10 protein-coding genes and 1 pseudogene are annotated in these 15,007 nt (G+C 60.0%); 3 read left to right on the top strand and 8 right to left on the bottom strand.

Annotated elements, in window-relative coordinates:
* The 8 genes and pseudogenes from O6Y00_RS16365 to O6Y00_RS16330 all read right to left on the bottom strand — a co-directional run.
* A pseudogene (locus O6Y00_RS16365) lies at window positions 1-423 on the bottom strand (transposase); the annotation flags it as partial.
* Between the two features lie 241 nt (window positions 424-664).
* On the bottom strand, window positions 665-2,221 hold the full coding sequence (locus O6Y00_RS16360; protein WP_353443656.1) for an alpha-N-arabinofuranosidase: 1,557 nt from the start codon (window positions 2,219-2,221) through the stop codon (window positions 665-667).
* Entirely contained in the window at window positions 2,221-5,412 is a 3,192-nt protein-coding gene (locus O6Y00_RS16355; RefSeq protein WP_353443655.1) for a glycoside hydrolase family 2 TIM barrel-domain containing protein, read from the bottom strand. The genes O6Y00_RS16360 and O6Y00_RS16355 overlap by 1 nt, the downstream gene beginning before the upstream one ends.
* A 145-nt stretch (window positions 5,413-5,557) precedes the next feature.
* Entirely contained in the window at window positions 5,558-5,884 is a 327-nt protein-coding gene (locus O6Y00_RS16350) for an alpha-L-rhamnosidase C-terminal domain-containing protein (RefSeq protein WP_353443670.1), read from the bottom strand.
* A gap of 339 nt (window positions 5,885-6,223) precedes the next feature.
* The gene (locus tag O6Y00_RS16345; RefSeq protein ID WP_353443654.1) at window positions 6,224-8,956 is read right to left on the bottom strand and encodes a TonB-dependent receptor plug domain-containing protein; all 2,733 of its coding nucleotides are present in this window, start codon (window positions 8,954-8,956) and stop codon (window positions 6,224-6,226) included.
* A gap of 327 nt (window positions 8,957-9,283) precedes the next feature.
* Window positions 9,284-10,441: an FMN-dependent L-lactate dehydrogenase LldD gene (lldD, locus tag O6Y00_RS16340; protein WP_353443653.1), complete on the bottom strand. Its 1,158-nt coding sequence runs from the start codon at window positions 10,439-10,441 to the stop codon at window positions 9,284-9,286.
* A 76-nt stretch (window positions 10,442-10,517) separates the two neighbouring features.
* Window positions 10,518-11,279, bottom strand: coding sequence for an SDR family NAD(P)-dependent oxidoreductase (locus O6Y00_RS16335; RefSeq protein ID WP_353443652.1), 762 nt, complete (start codon window positions 11,277-11,279; stop codon window positions 10,518-10,520).
* Between the two features lie 9 nt (window positions 11,280-11,288).
* The gene (locus O6Y00_RS16330; protein ID WP_435368640.1) at window positions 11,289-12,101 is read right to left on the bottom strand and encodes an IclR family transcriptional regulator; all 813 of its coding nucleotides are present in this window, start codon (window positions 12,099-12,101) and stop codon (window positions 11,289-11,291) included.
* A gap of 81 nt (window positions 12,102-12,182) precedes the next feature.
* On the opposite strand from O6Y00_RS16330, the gene rhmD reads away from it, so the two are divergent.
* The 3 genes from rhmD to O6Y00_RS16315 are packed head-to-tail and all read left to right on the top strand — an operon-like array spanning window position 12,183 to window position 14,982.
* A complete protein-coding gene (gene rhmD / locus O6Y00_RS16325) occupies window positions 12,183-13,367 on the top strand; it encodes an L-rhamnonate dehydratase (RefSeq protein WP_353443651.1) in 1,185 nt (394 codons plus the stop codon).
* Window positions 13,368-13,378: 11 nt separating this feature from the next.
* Window positions 13,379-14,236 (top strand): fumarylacetoacetate hydrolase family protein, encoded by an 858-nt coding sequence (locus O6Y00_RS16320; protein WP_353443650.1) that lies wholly within the window; start codon window positions 13,379-13,381, stop codon window positions 14,234-14,236.
* The gene (locus O6Y00_RS16315; RefSeq protein WP_353443649.1) at window positions 14,233-14,982 is read left to right on the top strand and encodes an SDR family NAD(P)-dependent oxidoreductase; all 750 of its coding nucleotides are present in this window, start codon (window positions 14,233-14,235) and stop codon (window positions 14,980-14,982) included. Before O6Y00_RS16320 ends, O6Y00_RS16315 begins: the two co-directional genes overlap by 4 nt.
* Window positions 14,983-15,007: the final 25 nt, after the last annotated feature.

Genomic DNA, 15,007 nt, shown 5'->3' with positions numbered 1-15,007 from the left:
CAGTCAGTGCCTGTTCGTCATCTGCCCCACACGGCACCTTGCGCTGCGTCGACCGATGCTGCCCGAGCACGCGACACACCCGTCGCTCGGATACGTCCAGCACCTCTTTCACTTGGTCAATGCAGCGCCGGCGCCGCGCGGGGCTTAGAAGTTTCCCCGTGCCGCCTCCTGCAGGATCAGCTTGTCCAGTGTCAGGTCGGAGATCGCACGCCGCAGCCGCAGGTTCTCCTTCTCCAGATCCTTCATCCGACGAGCCTGATCCGTCTTCAGCCCACCATATTCCTTGCGCCAGCGGTAATAGGTTTGCTCGCTGACCGCGATCCGCCGACACGCCTCGGCGGTCGTCCCGCCCTGGCCCAGGACGATTTCAACTTCACGCAGCTTCCCGATGATCTCTTCCGGCTTATGCTTTTTCGCAGGCATTAGTCGTCCCTTCCTTGATCCAGACTCTCATAGTCGTTGGACCGCTCAGAAGGGGGCAGCTCATTTAGACAAGAGGTTTGTACCGGCACGGGTTGTTGATCCAGTTCGCTGTTTTTCAACGTCCTCGGTAACGGCATTCAGAAGCTGCCGGCCGGTATGGTATTTCACAGATCGGATACAAATATTGTTGAAGCGCTTTAATCGTTAGGTCCTGAACTAGTTTTTCTCTTTTCTTAGTGTATTAGCGGATGTCAAGCATCACGACCGACTTCGGCGGCAACGTCACCGTCAGCGTCCCTGCCGCCAGCGTCGCGCCGTCGAAGGCGGCTGGTATAACCATGTTCGGCGCATCGAATGTATTGTGCGCATCGATCGCCGTAGCGGTCAGGATACGCCCGGTGACGCGCGTTGCGACCACGCCGTCGAGCTTCACTAAGATTGTCGCCGGCTTGTTGGGATTCACGTTGGTTAGGCCCATGTGCACCGCGCCATCGACGCCTCGTGTCGCGCTCGCGCTAACTGCCTTCAGCGTCCACTCGTTCTTGTTGTACCAGCTCGACTTGACGTCGACCGGCAGGACTACGCCGTCCTGATAATCCTTGTACATGTCGAAGACCCAATAGGTCGGCGTCTTCACCATACGGTTGCCGTCGGTTAACATCATCGCCTGCAGCACATTGACCATTTGCGCGATGTTGGCGCCGCGTAGGCGATCGGTATGCCGGGCGAATATGTCGAAGTTCAGGCTAGTGACCAGTGCATCGCGCAACGAGTTCTGCTGATAGAGGAAGCCCGGGTGACTGCCCGGTTCCTGATCATACCAGGTACCCCATTCGTCGACGAGCAACGCGACGCGCTTGCTGGGGTCGTATTTGTCCATGCGCTTGGCATGCTCGGTAATGTAGTCGTCCATCTTGAGGGTTTTCGCAAGCGTACGCGCCCACTGGTCTTCGTCAAAACCGGTTGCCGCGCCCTTTTTGCTCCAGTCGTATGGGATGGTATAGTAATGCACGCCGATCCCATCGAACGCGGTGCTGGCATCGCGCATCATTACCTCGGTCCAGTTATAATCATCGGCGTTAGCACCGCTGGCGATCTTCATCACCTGCTGCCCCGCGGGCATCTTGATGAAAGTCGAATAGCGCCGAGTGAGGTCGGCGGCATATTCGGGGCGCATGTTGCCGCCGCAGCCCCATAGCTCGTTCCCAATACCGAACATCGGCAATTTCCACGGTGTCTTGCGCCCGTTTGCCGCGCGTTCCTTCGCTAGACTGGAGCCGGTCGGCGACGTCATGTACTCGACCCACTCCGCCATTTCGCTAGCTGCGCCGTTACCGACATTACCAGAGACGTACGGCTCGGCCCCGACCAGTTCGGAAAAGTTCATGAACTCGTGCGTGCCGACCGCATTGTCCTCGGTCACGCCGCCCCAGTTCGTGTTGATCTTCACCTTGCGCTTGGTGGGCGCCCCAAGACCTTCACGCCAATGATATTCATCGGCGAAACAGCCGCCGGGCCAACGAATCACCGGCGTGCGGATCGCTTTCAGCGCGTCGAGAACATCGGTGCGATATCCGTTTACGTTGGGAATGGGACTGCCCCTGCCGACCCAGATGCCGCCATAGATGCCGGTGCCGAGATGCTCGGCGAACTGCCCGAAGATGCGCTTGTCGAATATCGGCGCAGGCTTGTCCGCGTGGACTGTGACCGTAGCCGACAGGCCATCGACCAAGGGTGCCTGCTGCGCCAACGCCGGACTGGCCAGGACCAGCGCGATTGCGCTGAACATAATACGCATCATTCGGTCTCCGTAGCGCGCGCCGGGCGCGTTTTGTCGGGGGTTGTTCCGTCACCGGTGAACGGTGTGAGGCGGAAGGCGACACGCGTTGGCCTGAGCGTCGTACGGTATTCCGGAAGCGGCTTGCCGAATTCGCTCCATTGGGTGTCCCCGCCGACGCCCCATTGAGCGGAATCGATCAGCAACGTGACCTGTCCATGCGGCACGACATCGGTCGATTTCCAGCTGCCCGGCGAGTGCCGGTCGAGGTCCGCATAGGGGAAGGCGAGCGCGTTCATCATCAGCGGTACGTCGCCAGCTACGCGCAGCCCCCGGCCAGCGCCGGACACCTCCATCCAGCGAACGTCGACCTTATTGCCGGTTTCCTGCGGGCGGATGTAATCATGGTTCTGGTCCGCGATCGCGCCGCGCCACAGCCCGATCGGCGCCGATGTCTTGCGATCAACGTAGCTTTCGTGCGGCCCGCGGCCGTACCATTCGAGCGTAGTCACGTCGGTCGGCATTGCGAAGGCTAGCCCGACACGGAACGGCGGTGGCAAGTCCGCCTTGATCGGATCGAGTGTGCCCGACACCGCGACTGATCCGTCTCCCGCCATCGCGTAGACACTTGTGAAGTTCGCCGCCCCGTCGCCCAGCGCGAACTCGACCGTGACCGTCGAGCCCACGGCACGCACCGCGCGCACGACCCTCGTATCGCTCATAACCTTCCACATCGCGAGCTGCTTTTCGGTTCCGATGCCGATGTCGTTGTCGGTCACCGCGCGCCAAAAATTTGGCGCACCGGCTGAGGCGATGTCGCGGCCGTTCACGGCATAACGGAGGATCAGGCCGGTGCGACGGTCGACTTCCAGCACGGCTCCCGCTGCCGACAAAGTCACCGCATTCCCCGACTGTCGCAATGTAACGGCGCCGGTAGCTGGAGCGACTGGCGAAGCCGTCTCGACCGGCGCGGTGGCCAGCGCGAATTGCTCCCAGCCGACGACGGCATCGGCGGGAACCTGCGGGATCGCGCCCGCCTTCGCCCGAGCGCGTATTGTTACGAAATATTCCGCGTCTGCGCGCCGTGAATAGCCGGCCAGCGGCAACGCGATCACAGCGGCTCCGCGTGCGGGGACGTTCACGCCGGGAAGCCTGCCGCCAGTGACGACGACGCCGTTCTCGGCAAGCTCCCAATCGAAGTCGAAGCCCGACAAGTCGCGGAAATCATGACGGTTGCGGACCGTGAGGTGCATCCCGTCGAACCCTTCGAACTGGATCGGCGCATAGACCTTTCGAACCTCGTACAACGCCGGGTTGGGAGTACGATCGGATTGGAGCAGGCCGTCGCCGAACTCTATCTCGCCGCCGACGTTCGGGCCATATTCGCCGCCATCGCCCCAGTAGCGCCTGCCGTCTTTGGTGTAGCGGTACATCGACTGGTCGACCCAATCCCACAGGAATCCGCCCTGTAGCTTGTTCGAATGTGCGTAGATGGTGTCCCAATAGTCTTTTAGATTGCCACCCGAATTGCCCATCATGTGAGCATATTCGGTCTGGATCACCGGCTGCTTGAAATTCCAGTTGGTCGCATAGTCAGCCAATTTCACCGCAGGGTCGTACATTGGCGCGTAGATATCGGCGTACCAGTTCGGCCGGTGATCGTCTATGCCGTCCCAGGTGCCCCAGCCGAGATAGCTCACCAGCCGGCTCGGATCGCGCGCCTTTGCGACCGCCGCAGCCGCCTCGAAATTGGGCCCGATCCCCGCCTCATTGCCGAGCGACCAGAAGATGATCGACGGATGATTCTTGTCGCGTTCGACCATGTTCGCGACGCGGCTGATGTGTGCCGCTTTCCAAGCAGGGTCGAACCCTATCTGGAATTTCGCGCGGTCCAAGGGATGCTTGTTCGCGTAGTCCATGTACGCGTGACTTTCGATGTTCGCCTCGTCCATGACGTATAGACCATAGCGATCAGCTAATTCGTAGAGATAAGGATCGTTCGGGTAATGCGATGTGCGAATCGCATTGATGTTGGCCCGCTTCATCAACTGGACGTCATGCTCCATCGACGCGCGACTGATGACGTGGAATGTCTCGGGGTCGTGCTCGTGCCGATTGACGCCGCGGATCGTGATGGGCTTGCCGTTCACCGTCACGCGCCCGTCAAGCATGGCAACCGTCCGGAACCCGATCTTCCGCGCGGTCGATTGCAGCGTCTTGCCGCGCGCATCCGCTAGTTCGGTGACCAAGGTGTAGAGATCGGGCGTTTCAGCGGTCCACGGCCTGACCCCCGCCACGGTGGCGGCCAAAGTGACGCTGCGCTCGGCCCCGCCCGCCGCAACCGAGGCACTGCGCTCCGCGACCAGTCGGTCGCCATCGTACAGCAGCAAACGTGCGGTGGCCGAGACGCCGGGCGTCACGGCAAAATCAACGGTAAGCAAACCATCGCGATACGACGCATCGAGCGCGGCGCGCACGAACACGTCGCGCAACCGCATACTCGGGGCGGCGATCAGGTACACCGAGCGTTCTATGCCCGAAACACGCCAGAAATCTTGGTCCTCGAGATAGCTTCCGTCGGACCAGCGAAAGACCTGGATCGCAACCGTGTTGCCGCCCGGCTTCACATACCGAGTGACATCGAATTCGCTCGGCAGCTTGGAGTCCTCGGAATAGCCGACCTTCTGGCCATTCATCCAGACATAATAGGCCGATCCCGCCGCGCCGATGTGCAGAATTACGTCGCTGCCGTTCCATCCCACAGGCATGTCGATGGTACGACGATACGAGCCGACCGGATCGGTCGCATGCGGAATCAGCGGACGATTGGCGGGAAAGGGATAGGTGATGTTGTTGTAGCGTGGCTGGTCGTATCCCTGCGCCTGCCAATCAGCAGGCACCTTGACCGTTTTCCATCCGGACACGTCGTATGCAGGTTGCTCGAACCCCGACGGCAGACGATCCGCACTGGGTGACAGCGCGAACTTCCAGTCACCATCGAGCGTCAAATACCGGTCCGACGACGCCTCGACGCCGGCCAATGCCTTGGCTCGGCTCTCGAACGGAAACCCGGTCGCGCTGGCGGGCAGCTTCCCGATTGCGAAGACGGCCGGGTTCTCCCAGTCGGGGCGGGCCGGATCGATCTGCAAGGGCTGAACGGTGGGCGCGCCCTCCTGCGCAGAACTGGGACTTACAGCAACGGTGTCGATCATAACCGCCAACGTAGCCGCCAGACTAATCACCGTACTTATCTTTAAGAATTCCCTATCAATTCTCTTATACATGATACACTCGGTCTCTACGGTGTTTAACTTGTACCTTACTGCCGACAGGCGACTCGAGCCAGCATCGATAAAGTTATAATTTTACCCGATATTCCCTAATCAAAAGTTTGATTCCGCCTGTTCTAGAGCCGCGAACTATTTTGCGGCCCGATAGATCAATAGTTGCCGTTGTATTCGAAGGAACGTGACACTCAGGGCGATATGAAGGCATGTGCGGCCAATCCACTTTGACAGGCCCTGAAGCGCTCTTCATTATTGCGCGAGCCGAGGCGAATGGAGGATCGAGGACGGGTGCCACGCGGAAGCGTGTTAAACCGGGTTCGATCGGCTCGGCCCCGGCAATTCTGAGGTACGGGACCGCACACAGCGCGCCGAAGGCATAATGGTTAACAGGGTTCATCGACACGCCGCCGACATTGCTGTGCCAGCGCTCCCATCGCTTGGCAGACACCGTACCGTATGGAATAGCCCGACAATAGGTATTTGGCCCGCAGCAAGAAATCGAAGGCGAGTTTGATATGACTGGTATTGACCGGCACATCGAGCGCAAGCTCCCGCGGTCTCGCTCGTCCAGACCGGTTCGGCCACACGATCGTCGCGCTCAAACCCGCCCCAGCCCCCGCCTGCGCTAAGTTTTCGGCAACCTATCGAAAGCGCGGGGTTGTCTCGGGGAAGACTCTTTTCAGCCATTCACGAAATCCGTAATAGAGCGGTGGCCTCAGAAAGACGGGAAGCTCGGTCAAAACCCCTTGCGGAGTCCCAAGAGGATCATGCGCCCATAGGTGCTTCCATTCGTGTAGCCGTTGCCGCCGTTGAAGAACGGAGGATCACGGTCAAAAAGATTTTGCGCGGTGACGCTGACCTGGGTATTTTTGAGCGGGCCATCATCGCCGAGATCATACGAAACGAAGAGGTTGACGGGTGTGAACGCTCCGACGTGGTCCTGCCGGACATTGTTGCCGAGGTCGTAACCGCTGGTCCGGAAATACTGGACCTGCCCGCTTAGGCCGCCGGCCTTTGCGCCGGCTGTCGCAACCAAGGTCGAACGTGGCGCGCCGACATCGAAGGCGTTGGTCGTCTCGCCGCCTGCGAACGGCTGGCTATCGCGCACGAGCGTATAGGAGCCGGCAACCGACACATTCAAGGAACCAAAGCTCGTTGGCTTGTCGTACGCCACGTTGTAATCGATGCCCTGTGTACGCTGGATGCCAAGATTGTAGCGCCTCGCGTCGGCGATCACATAGGGGCTCTGACCGTTGGCATAGAGAGCGTCGACACTGGCGATACCATCCAATCGGAAGCCGGAAAGCAGCTGCCGCGCCTGGTCCAGCGTCGGGTTGATCGTGATATATTGCGCGAATGCAGGTGTGTAGATCGCACCATCGAACACCGGCGTGATCGAGATCAAATTCTTGAACTTGACCCAATAATAGGTTCCGCTGATCGTCAGGCCGGGTACAAAGGTGGGCTTGAAATCGGCGCCGACCGAGAACGTGTCCGCGGTCTGAGGCTTGAGGCCTGGATTACCCCCTGCGATAAGGATGGTACGCCGCTGTGCCTCGGATACCGCCGCATTAGGCGCGATATTGAAGCTATTGTTAAACACCTGAGCTCGCGTATCGGCGGCCGCGGTCGTGTCGCCCAGCTGCGGTGCCGAAAACGAGGTACCGTAGTTGCCGCGGATAGTCAGCGAACGGAAGGGCACCCAAGTCGCGCCGAACTTCGGATTCCACGCGTCTCCGGCATCGCTGTACTTGTCGTAACGAACAGCCGCCGAAAGAGTCAGCCGCTGCATCCCCGCGAAGCCATTCCCATCGCCGAAGACCGGAATCACCGCCTCGCCGAACGCCGAGGATACGCTGCGGTTGCCAATGAACAACTGCCCGAACCGGCCCTGATCTAACGTTGCCTGCGTATTTCGGACAGCCTGCCGCTCGTGACGAAGCTCACCACCGAGCGCCACACGCACTTCGCCGCCCGGCAGCGTCAAGAGGGAGCCGTTGACGACCGCACGTGCCTCGCGCATCTCCGTCGACGACGCGGCGTAGTTGCCGTAATCGTGAATGGCGTCGAGCAGAGCGGAATCGGACGCGGCCAGATTATACGGGTTCAACGCCGTGGCGGTGGTCGTGCCAAGCAGTGCCGCGCTTTCGAGTTGCGCGTTGAACGTCTGCTCCGTCACCCGTACGAAGCCACGTCCGTAATTGCCGCGCAATTCGAGCTGGAAATCGCTCGGCAGTGATACGGTGAACTTTGGCGAGACGCCCCATTGGCTGGTATAGGTTCGCGCCGAGCGCTGGGCGCCCCAGACCGGATCATATGCAAGCTGCACCGACTGCGTCGTCTCCCCTGCGATCGAACGGAAGAACGGGTTGCGTTCATCGATAGCAACCGTAGAGCCGATCTGGCTGCGATAGCTGTGAGCGACCAAGCTCGAATAATAAACCTGGTTCTCGAAACGGATTCCGGGTGAAAGCTGCTGCGTCATGTAGATGAAAGCGTTGTGACGACGCTGCTCTGGAAAAATTGACGACGGATCCGACGTGTCGCAGCGGTTCGTGCCGGGAGTCAGTCCGGGGAGTGCATAGGAAACACCGCCAGCAATGACGTTCGGCGCCGCGCAGTTGCTACTGCGATAGTCCGCCCCGCCCTTGTCCTGCCGGAATTGCGAAACGTAATCCCTATCCTTGCCCAGCAGCGCATCATTCTGCGTAAAGGAATAGGCTGCATAGATGGAGCCACCGGTCCAGGCCTTGCCTACCAGGGCGCTGATGTACCGTTGCCGGTAATTGTCTGCAACGCCGTACGTACCGTCGAGCTGCACGCCATCGAAACGCGTGCGTGGGATGAAATTGATCGTACCGCCAACCGCGTCCGAACCGTATGTCGCCGAACCGCCATCGGGGACGACTTCGACCCGCTCGATTGCGGAGACGGGTAAGGCGCCGGGATCCCCGGCCGCCTGAATGATGCCGAGATTGACGAACCGACGACCATTGAGCAGCGTCAGAGTCGAATTGATACCGGGAAGATTGCGGATGACCGGCGTGGCGACGGGGAACGTCACGTCACCGCTGGTTGCCGGCGTCCCGTTGAAAAAGTTGCTGATCTGCGGCACCTGCGCGAGCAACTGCTGGGCGTTGACAGCTCCCGACCGCTCAACGTCGCGGCTTGTGATACCGAGAACGTTTGTCCCGACCGGTGCGATGCCTCGAACGAGCGTGCCCGTCACTACGATATCGGTCTGACTGGCGACTTCGGGAGCTGTGGCGGACGGCTCCATGGCCTGTTCGGTCTGGGACAATTCTTTCGGGGCGGCTTCAGCCTCGACATCAGGAGTTACTAAACCAGCGTTGGATGGCACCGACTGCGCAGTAGCAGGTCTACCTTCGCCTATCATGAGTGCTGTGGCCAGCGGCATAAGCGCCGCACTCGAGACAAGATATCGAATGCGCAATGCCGTGCTGATCATAGATCTCTCCTGAAACTTTTTGTCGAGTTAATCCCGTCTTATGGAGTTAGATATCACAATATGTCTCTTTGTCTATATGGTAGGACAAATATTTATCGGATAATAAATTACAATTTCATATTATGGGAGTTAGCCCACATCGCATCATCATGCTCGTCGAGGCTACTGTCATAGGAATCAGCTAGCTACGCCTCGGTATCGACCTCAGGTATGCCGCCATTTAGATCGGCCGGTTGAATTAGTTTGACGGGCGCATCGCGTTTTATGAGTCGCTTTCTTTCCATGTCTGGCTTGCGGTGAGACGAGCGGTAATAAACTCAATCAGGCTTAGCCAAGCCTTCCGGGCGCTACCAAGGTGCCGGGGCCGATCTCGGCTATGTTGCGGCAGCTCGTCAGGGCCATCGCCACGCGTATTTCAGCCTCGATCAACCGCAGCATATGGTCTACCCCCTTCTCGCCCCCGGCAGCCAAAGCGTAGACCCAAGCCCGGCCCAGTAGTACGCCGTGAGCGCCCAAGGCGAGCATACGTACGACGTCCAAGCCGGAGCGCACACCACCGTCGGCCAATATGGTCAGCCGATCCCGTACCGCGTCGGCAATCGGCGGCAGTGCCCGCGCCGTTGAGGGAACGCCGTCGAGCTGCCGCCCTCCATGATTGGAAACAACAATCCCATCTGCACCTAAATCTGCAGCAGCCTTTGCATCGTCAACGTCCAATATCCCCTTGATGATCAACGGACCGTCCCAGATTTCACGAATGAACGTCAAGTCGTTCCACGATACGGTAGGATCGAAATTGTTGCGCATCCAGGCGAAGAAGTCTTCTAATCCGGTATTCTTGCCTAAGACCGGCGCGACATTGCCTAATTGGTGAGGGCGTCCCCTGAGTGCGACATCGTAAGCCCAGGCGGGGCGCAGTGCCGCCTGAATTGCCCGGCGGGCTGCTCCCATTAAGCCCGTTGCGCCCGCAAGACCTGATCGATAGTCACGATAGCGTGATCCGGGTACGGGCATATCAACTGTGAAAACCAAGGCAGAACACTGCGCCGCCTTGGCTTTTGCCAAGAGATCGCGCATGAAGGCGCGATCGCGGATCATGTATAGCTGGAACCAGAATGGCTGAGAGGTTCCAGCCGCGACCTCATCGAGCGAGCATGCCGAAACTGTTGACAGGCAGAAAGGTATGCCTGCGGTCTGCGCCGCGCGAGCAGCCTGTACTTCTCCTCGTCGGGCGTTCATGCCGGCAAGCCCAATCGGCGCCAAAGCGATTGGCAATAGTTGGGTTCGTCCAAACAACTCGGTCGAAAGATCTAGAGTGGAAACATCAGTTAGCACTCTCTGGCGCAGTGCTATCTCCTCGAGATCGGCTACGTTGCGTTTGAGCGTGACCTCGGAATAGCTACCCCCGTCGATATATTCGAAAAGGAAATGCGGTAGCCGCTTTCGCGCGAGTTCGCGGTAATCCAGTGCGGAGGCAGCTTTCATGAATCCGTCCTCGCTCTGCCTGGTTTGAGGCGCCGACTGTCTCGTTTCGGGTAAACCCAGGCGATTAGTGAGTGAATCATTGCAGGTTTACGAATGCGCCGCCGTCGACCAGCAGGGCAGCGCCGGTGACGTAGCGCGCGAGGTCGGAAGCCAGGAACACGATAGGGCCCGCCACATCGTCGGGTTCGCCGAGCCTACCCAATGGAATTCGCGTAGCCATTCGCGCTCTCTTTTCCGGATCAGCCAGGTCATCCATGTTGATGTCGGTCAGGATCGTGCCCGGTAGAACCGAGTTGCAGCGAATGCCGTGCTTGCCCAGCGCAATTGCTGCCGACTGCATCAGAGAATGCACGCCGGCCTTGGTGGGGGTGTAGTGTGTCTGGTACTCCCCACCGACTAGTGCTGAAATTGACGAAACCGCGATGATCGAGCCCCCCTGTCCCTGTCGTACCATCTGGTTGGCGGCAGCCTGGACCATGAAATAGGCACCGTGCAGGTTTACCCGCATCGTCCGCTCGAACGTCGCGACGGGCATGTCGAGAAACGCGTGGAATGGACAAATGCCGGCGTTGTTGACGAATATGTCGACCCGACCCATTGCCTCAACGGCCTTTGCAACAAAGTCGCCGGCAGTTGCGGGATCGGCGACATCGCCGGCAATCGCCACGCCCTTACGCCCTAGGGCCTCTATCGCGGCGACGCAGGACGCTGCCTCGTCATCACCGGCAAGGAAGTTGATGGCCACGTCTGCACCATGGCCGGCCGCCGAGATGGCGGCCGCGCGGCCGATACCGGTCGACGCCCCGGTCACCAGTACCTTTTTGTCCTTCAGCAGCATGCCCCACTCCTACTTTTTGATTTGGTTGCCGATCCATCCAATATCCCGGCTCACCGCGTTAGCGACTTCGCGAACCGTGTTGGACAGTTCGTCCATGCGATCATCACTCATGTACTGGGCAGCAGAGGAGACGCTGATCGCACCGACGATGGAGTTCTTTGCGTCTCGTACGGGTGCCGCGACGCAACGGATCTGGTCTTCGTTCTCTTCAAGGTCAAACGCACGCCCTGCTTCCACATAGCTATGCATCCGGGCCACCCACACGTCCCAATCAGCGGGGTGAGACCCACCTGCCTGATCAGCTTCGAACCGCTCGCGCCAGTAAGCAGGTGAATGGTCAAGCATGAGGGCCTTACCCAGCCCGGTTGATGTTAACGGCTGCCGGTCACCAACCTGGCTCGAAATCGTAATCCTGCGCCGGCCGGGCCGTTTGTCGAGATACAGCGCGTAGTCGCCTTCAAGGATGCCCAAATGAACGGTATCCTCCGTCGACGCAGACAGCGCTTCCAGATGTTCGCGAGCTATCTGGATGAGGTCTGCCTGGATATGCGCCAACGCCCCAAGTTCCAGCAGCTTTGGGCCAAGCCGGTATCCGGCACGGGGCGTGAATGCCAAATACCCGCGCTCGACCAGAGCGCTTGCAAGTCGGTGTGTCGTACTTTTCGTCAGCTCGAGATGATCTGCCAGTTGAGGAAGGCTCATCGTCTCACGAGCGATGGCCTCGAGCACGTCAAGCCCACGCATCAGCGTCTGACTGCCAGCTCCGACGGTCGCTTCCTTGTCGATGCTTACGGTATGTTCTGTTGACGCCATGATGTTCATTCCCTAGGATACTATACCATAATATGGCAACAGCTGTTGTGCTCCGGTTTGGAACATCGCAGGATAAGGGCAGGATGGACCGTGGCGCTACCGAAGATCAAAAATGTGCGAGCCTTCACCGCGACCGGCGGTGGCGCCGACTATCACGACCAGACCGACGCGCACTGGATCGACGATCACATCGCCACGCCGATGAGCCGCTATCCGGAGTATCGGGAGTCGCGTCGAAGCTTCGGGATCAATGTGCTAGGCACATTGGTCGTTGAGATTGAGGCGGATGACGGCACGATCGGATTTGCAGTCACGACCGGCGGCGAGCCCGCCTGCTACATCGTCGAAAAACACCTTGCCCGCTTCCTCGAAGGCCGCAACCCGGCAGACTATGAGAGGATCTGGGACCAGATGTATTTCTCGACACAATATTACGGGCGCAAGGGACTGGTGGTGAACGCCATCTCCGGGATCGACCTGGCACTATGGGACCTGATCGGTAAGCTGAGGGGCGAACCCGTCCACCAGTTGCTTGGTGGCCCGGTTCGTGACGAGCTGCAATTCTACGCCACCGGCGCGCGTCCGGACGTCGCGAAAGAGCTTGGCTTCATCGGTGGCAAGATGCCGCTGCACCACGGTCCGACCGAAGGGCTGGCGGGGCTCCATAAAAACGTCGCGATGCTCACAGACATGCGCGCCAAGGTCGGCGACGATTTCTGGCTGATGTACGATTGCTGGATGGCGCTCGACGTCGACTATGCGACCCGGCTTGCGATCGCCTGTCACGAGCACGGGCTGAAGTGGATCGAGGAAGCGATCAGCCCGGACGATTATTGGGGCTATGCCGAGCTGAAGCGCAACGTGCCCAAGGGCATGCTGGTGACCACCGGCGAGCATGAAGCGACCCGCTGGGGCTTTCGCATGCTTCTCGAAATGGACTGTTGCGACATTATCCAGCCCGATGTCGGCTGGTGCGGCGGCATCACCGAGCTGCTCAAGATCAGCGCGCTAGCGGACGCCAAGGGCAAGATGGTCGTACCGCACGGTTCCAGCGTCTACAGCTACCACTTCGTAATCACGCGTCACAATTCGCCGTTCGCCGAGTTCCTGATGATGCATCCGGGGCCGACCGAAGTGGTGCCGATGTTCGCGCCGCAACTGCTCGGTGAACCGGTGCCGGTCAACGGCCGCATCAAGGCGAGCCAGCTCGACAAGCCGGGGTTCGGCGTCGAGCTCAATCGCGACATTCCGCTCAATCGCCCCTACGCGCACTAAGGCACAGACCCATGAAATTCTGCCGTTATGGCGCCGCGGGCGCTGAAAAGCCGGGGATCGTCGATGCCGAGGGCCGGATCCGCGATCTCTCGGCGCACGTCGCCGACATCACCGTTGGGGCGCTCGCTGGCCTCACATCGGTGGACGTCGCGACTTTAGCGTTGGTCGATGCCGACCAGCGCTACGGAGTGCCGATTGCCGGGATCGGCAAGATCGTCGCGATTGGCCTCAACTACCGCGATCACGCAATCGAATCGAACCTGCCGATCCCTACCGAGCCGATGATGTTTATGAAACCGCTGTCCAGCATGACCGGGCCCAACGACACGGTCGTGCTGCCGAAGGATGCGACGCACGGCGACTGGGAGGTAGAGCTGGGCGTCATCATCGGCAAGACGTGTCGCTACGTCGATCGCGTTGACGCCATGGACCATATCGCCGGCTACGTGCTCGCCAATGACGTGTCGGAGCGGTTCAACCAGAAACAGCGCGGGACCCAGTGGTCCAAAGGCAAGGGTCACGACACCTTCTGTCCGGTCGGCCCCTGGCTCGTCACGCCGGACGAAGTCGGTGACCCGCAGGACCTTGCCATGACGCTCGACGTCAACGGAGAGCGGATGCAGACCGGCAACACGAAGACGATGATCTTCCCGGTAGACGAACTTATCGCGTACGTAAGCGAATATGTGACGCTTGAGCCCGGCGACCTGCTGATCACTGGCACGCCGCCCGGCGTGGGCGAAGGCAAGAAGCCGCAGGCCGTGTTCCTCAAACCCGGCGACACGATGCATCTCACAATCGCTAAGCTCGGCGTCCAGACGCAAGCCGTCGTCGCGTGGCGGCATCCCCGCACCGGTGCGCCAGCATGAGAGTGTTCGCCGGCCGCTTTGCCGGTCGTGCGGCGATCGTCACAGGCGGTGCCTCCGGCTTGGGCAAGGCCGTTGCCTCACGCATCGTGGCCGAGGGCGGAACGGTTGCGCTGTGGGATCTAAACAGCGAGGCCTTGGAAGCGGTCCGTGACGAGATCGGGGCGGTACATGTTGAGGCGCTCGATGTATCGGATCTGCAGGCCGTGGAGGCCGCGATCGCTTCTACGCACGCTGCCCTTGGCCAGATCGACGTCCTTGTCTGCTCGGCCGGTATCACCGGTGCAACGGCGCCACTGCATGAATACCCGATCGAAAGCTGGCTCCGGGTCGTCAACGTCAATCTCAACGGACTGTTCTACTGCAACCGTGCCGTCGTGCCGCTGATGCTGGCCAACGGGTATGGCCGCATCGTCAATCTGTCGTCGGTTGCGGGCAAGGAAGGCAATCCGAACGCGAGCGCATATTCGGCGACAAAAGCGGCGGTGATCGGATTGACCAAGTCGCTCGGCAAGGAATTAGCCGACAAGGGCATCATCGCCAACGCGCTCACTCCCGCTACGTTCGAAAGTCCCATCCTCGCCCAGTTACCGAAAAGCCAGGTTGATTACATGCGCTCAAAGATCCCGATGGGCCGCCTTGGCGAAATCGATGAATCGGCTGCGATGGTATGCTTCATGGCTAGCGAGGAATGTAGCTTCACGACCGCATCGACGTTCGACACGTCCGGAGGCCGCACGACCTTCTGACCATCGACGCAGCAACGCGGCGACC

It is taken from the genome of Sphingomonas faeni (assembly GCF_040407565.1).
Classification (GTDB): domain Bacteria; phylum Pseudomonadota; class Alphaproteobacteria; order Sphingomonadales; family Sphingomonadaceae; genus Sphingomonas; species Sphingomonas faeni_F.
This window is presented reverse-complemented; position numbering and strand designations above follow the sequence as displayed.

Coding starts and splice junctions, on each gene's coding strand:
- O6Y00_RS16360 (WP_353443656.1), bottom strand. CDS start 2,221: ATGCGTATTATGTTCAGCGCAATCGCGCTGGTCCTGGCCAGTCCGGCG.
- O6Y00_RS16355 (WP_353443655.1), bottom strand. CDS start 5,412: ATGATCGACACCGTTGCTGTAAGTCCCAGTTCTGCGCAGGAGGGCGCG.
- O6Y00_RS16350 (WP_353443670.1), bottom strand. CDS start 5,884: ATGAACCCTGTTAACCATTATGCCTTCGGCGCGCTGTGTGCGGTCCCG.
- O6Y00_RS16345 (WP_353443654.1), bottom strand. CDS start 8,956: ATGATCAGCACGGCATTGCGCATTCGATATCTTGTCTCGAGTGCGGCG.
- lldD (WP_353443653.1), bottom strand. CDS start 10,441: ATGAAAGCTGCCTCCGCACTGGATTACCGCGAACTCGCGCGAAAGCGG.
- O6Y00_RS16335 (WP_353443652.1), bottom strand. CDS start 11,279: ATGCTGCTGAAGGACAAAAAGGTACTGGTGACCGGGGCGTCGACCGGT.
- O6Y00_RS16330 (WP_435368640.1), bottom strand. CDS start 12,101: ATGAACATCATGGCGTCAACAGAACATACCGTAAGCATCGACAAGGAA.
- O6Y00_RS16320 (WP_353443650.1), top strand. CDS start 13,379: ATGAAATTCTGCCGTTATGGCGCCGCGGGCGCTGAAAAGCCGGGGATC.
- O6Y00_RS16315 (WP_353443649.1), top strand. CDS start 14,233: ATGAGAGTGTTCGCCGGCCGCTTTGCCGGTCGTGCGGCGATCGTCACA.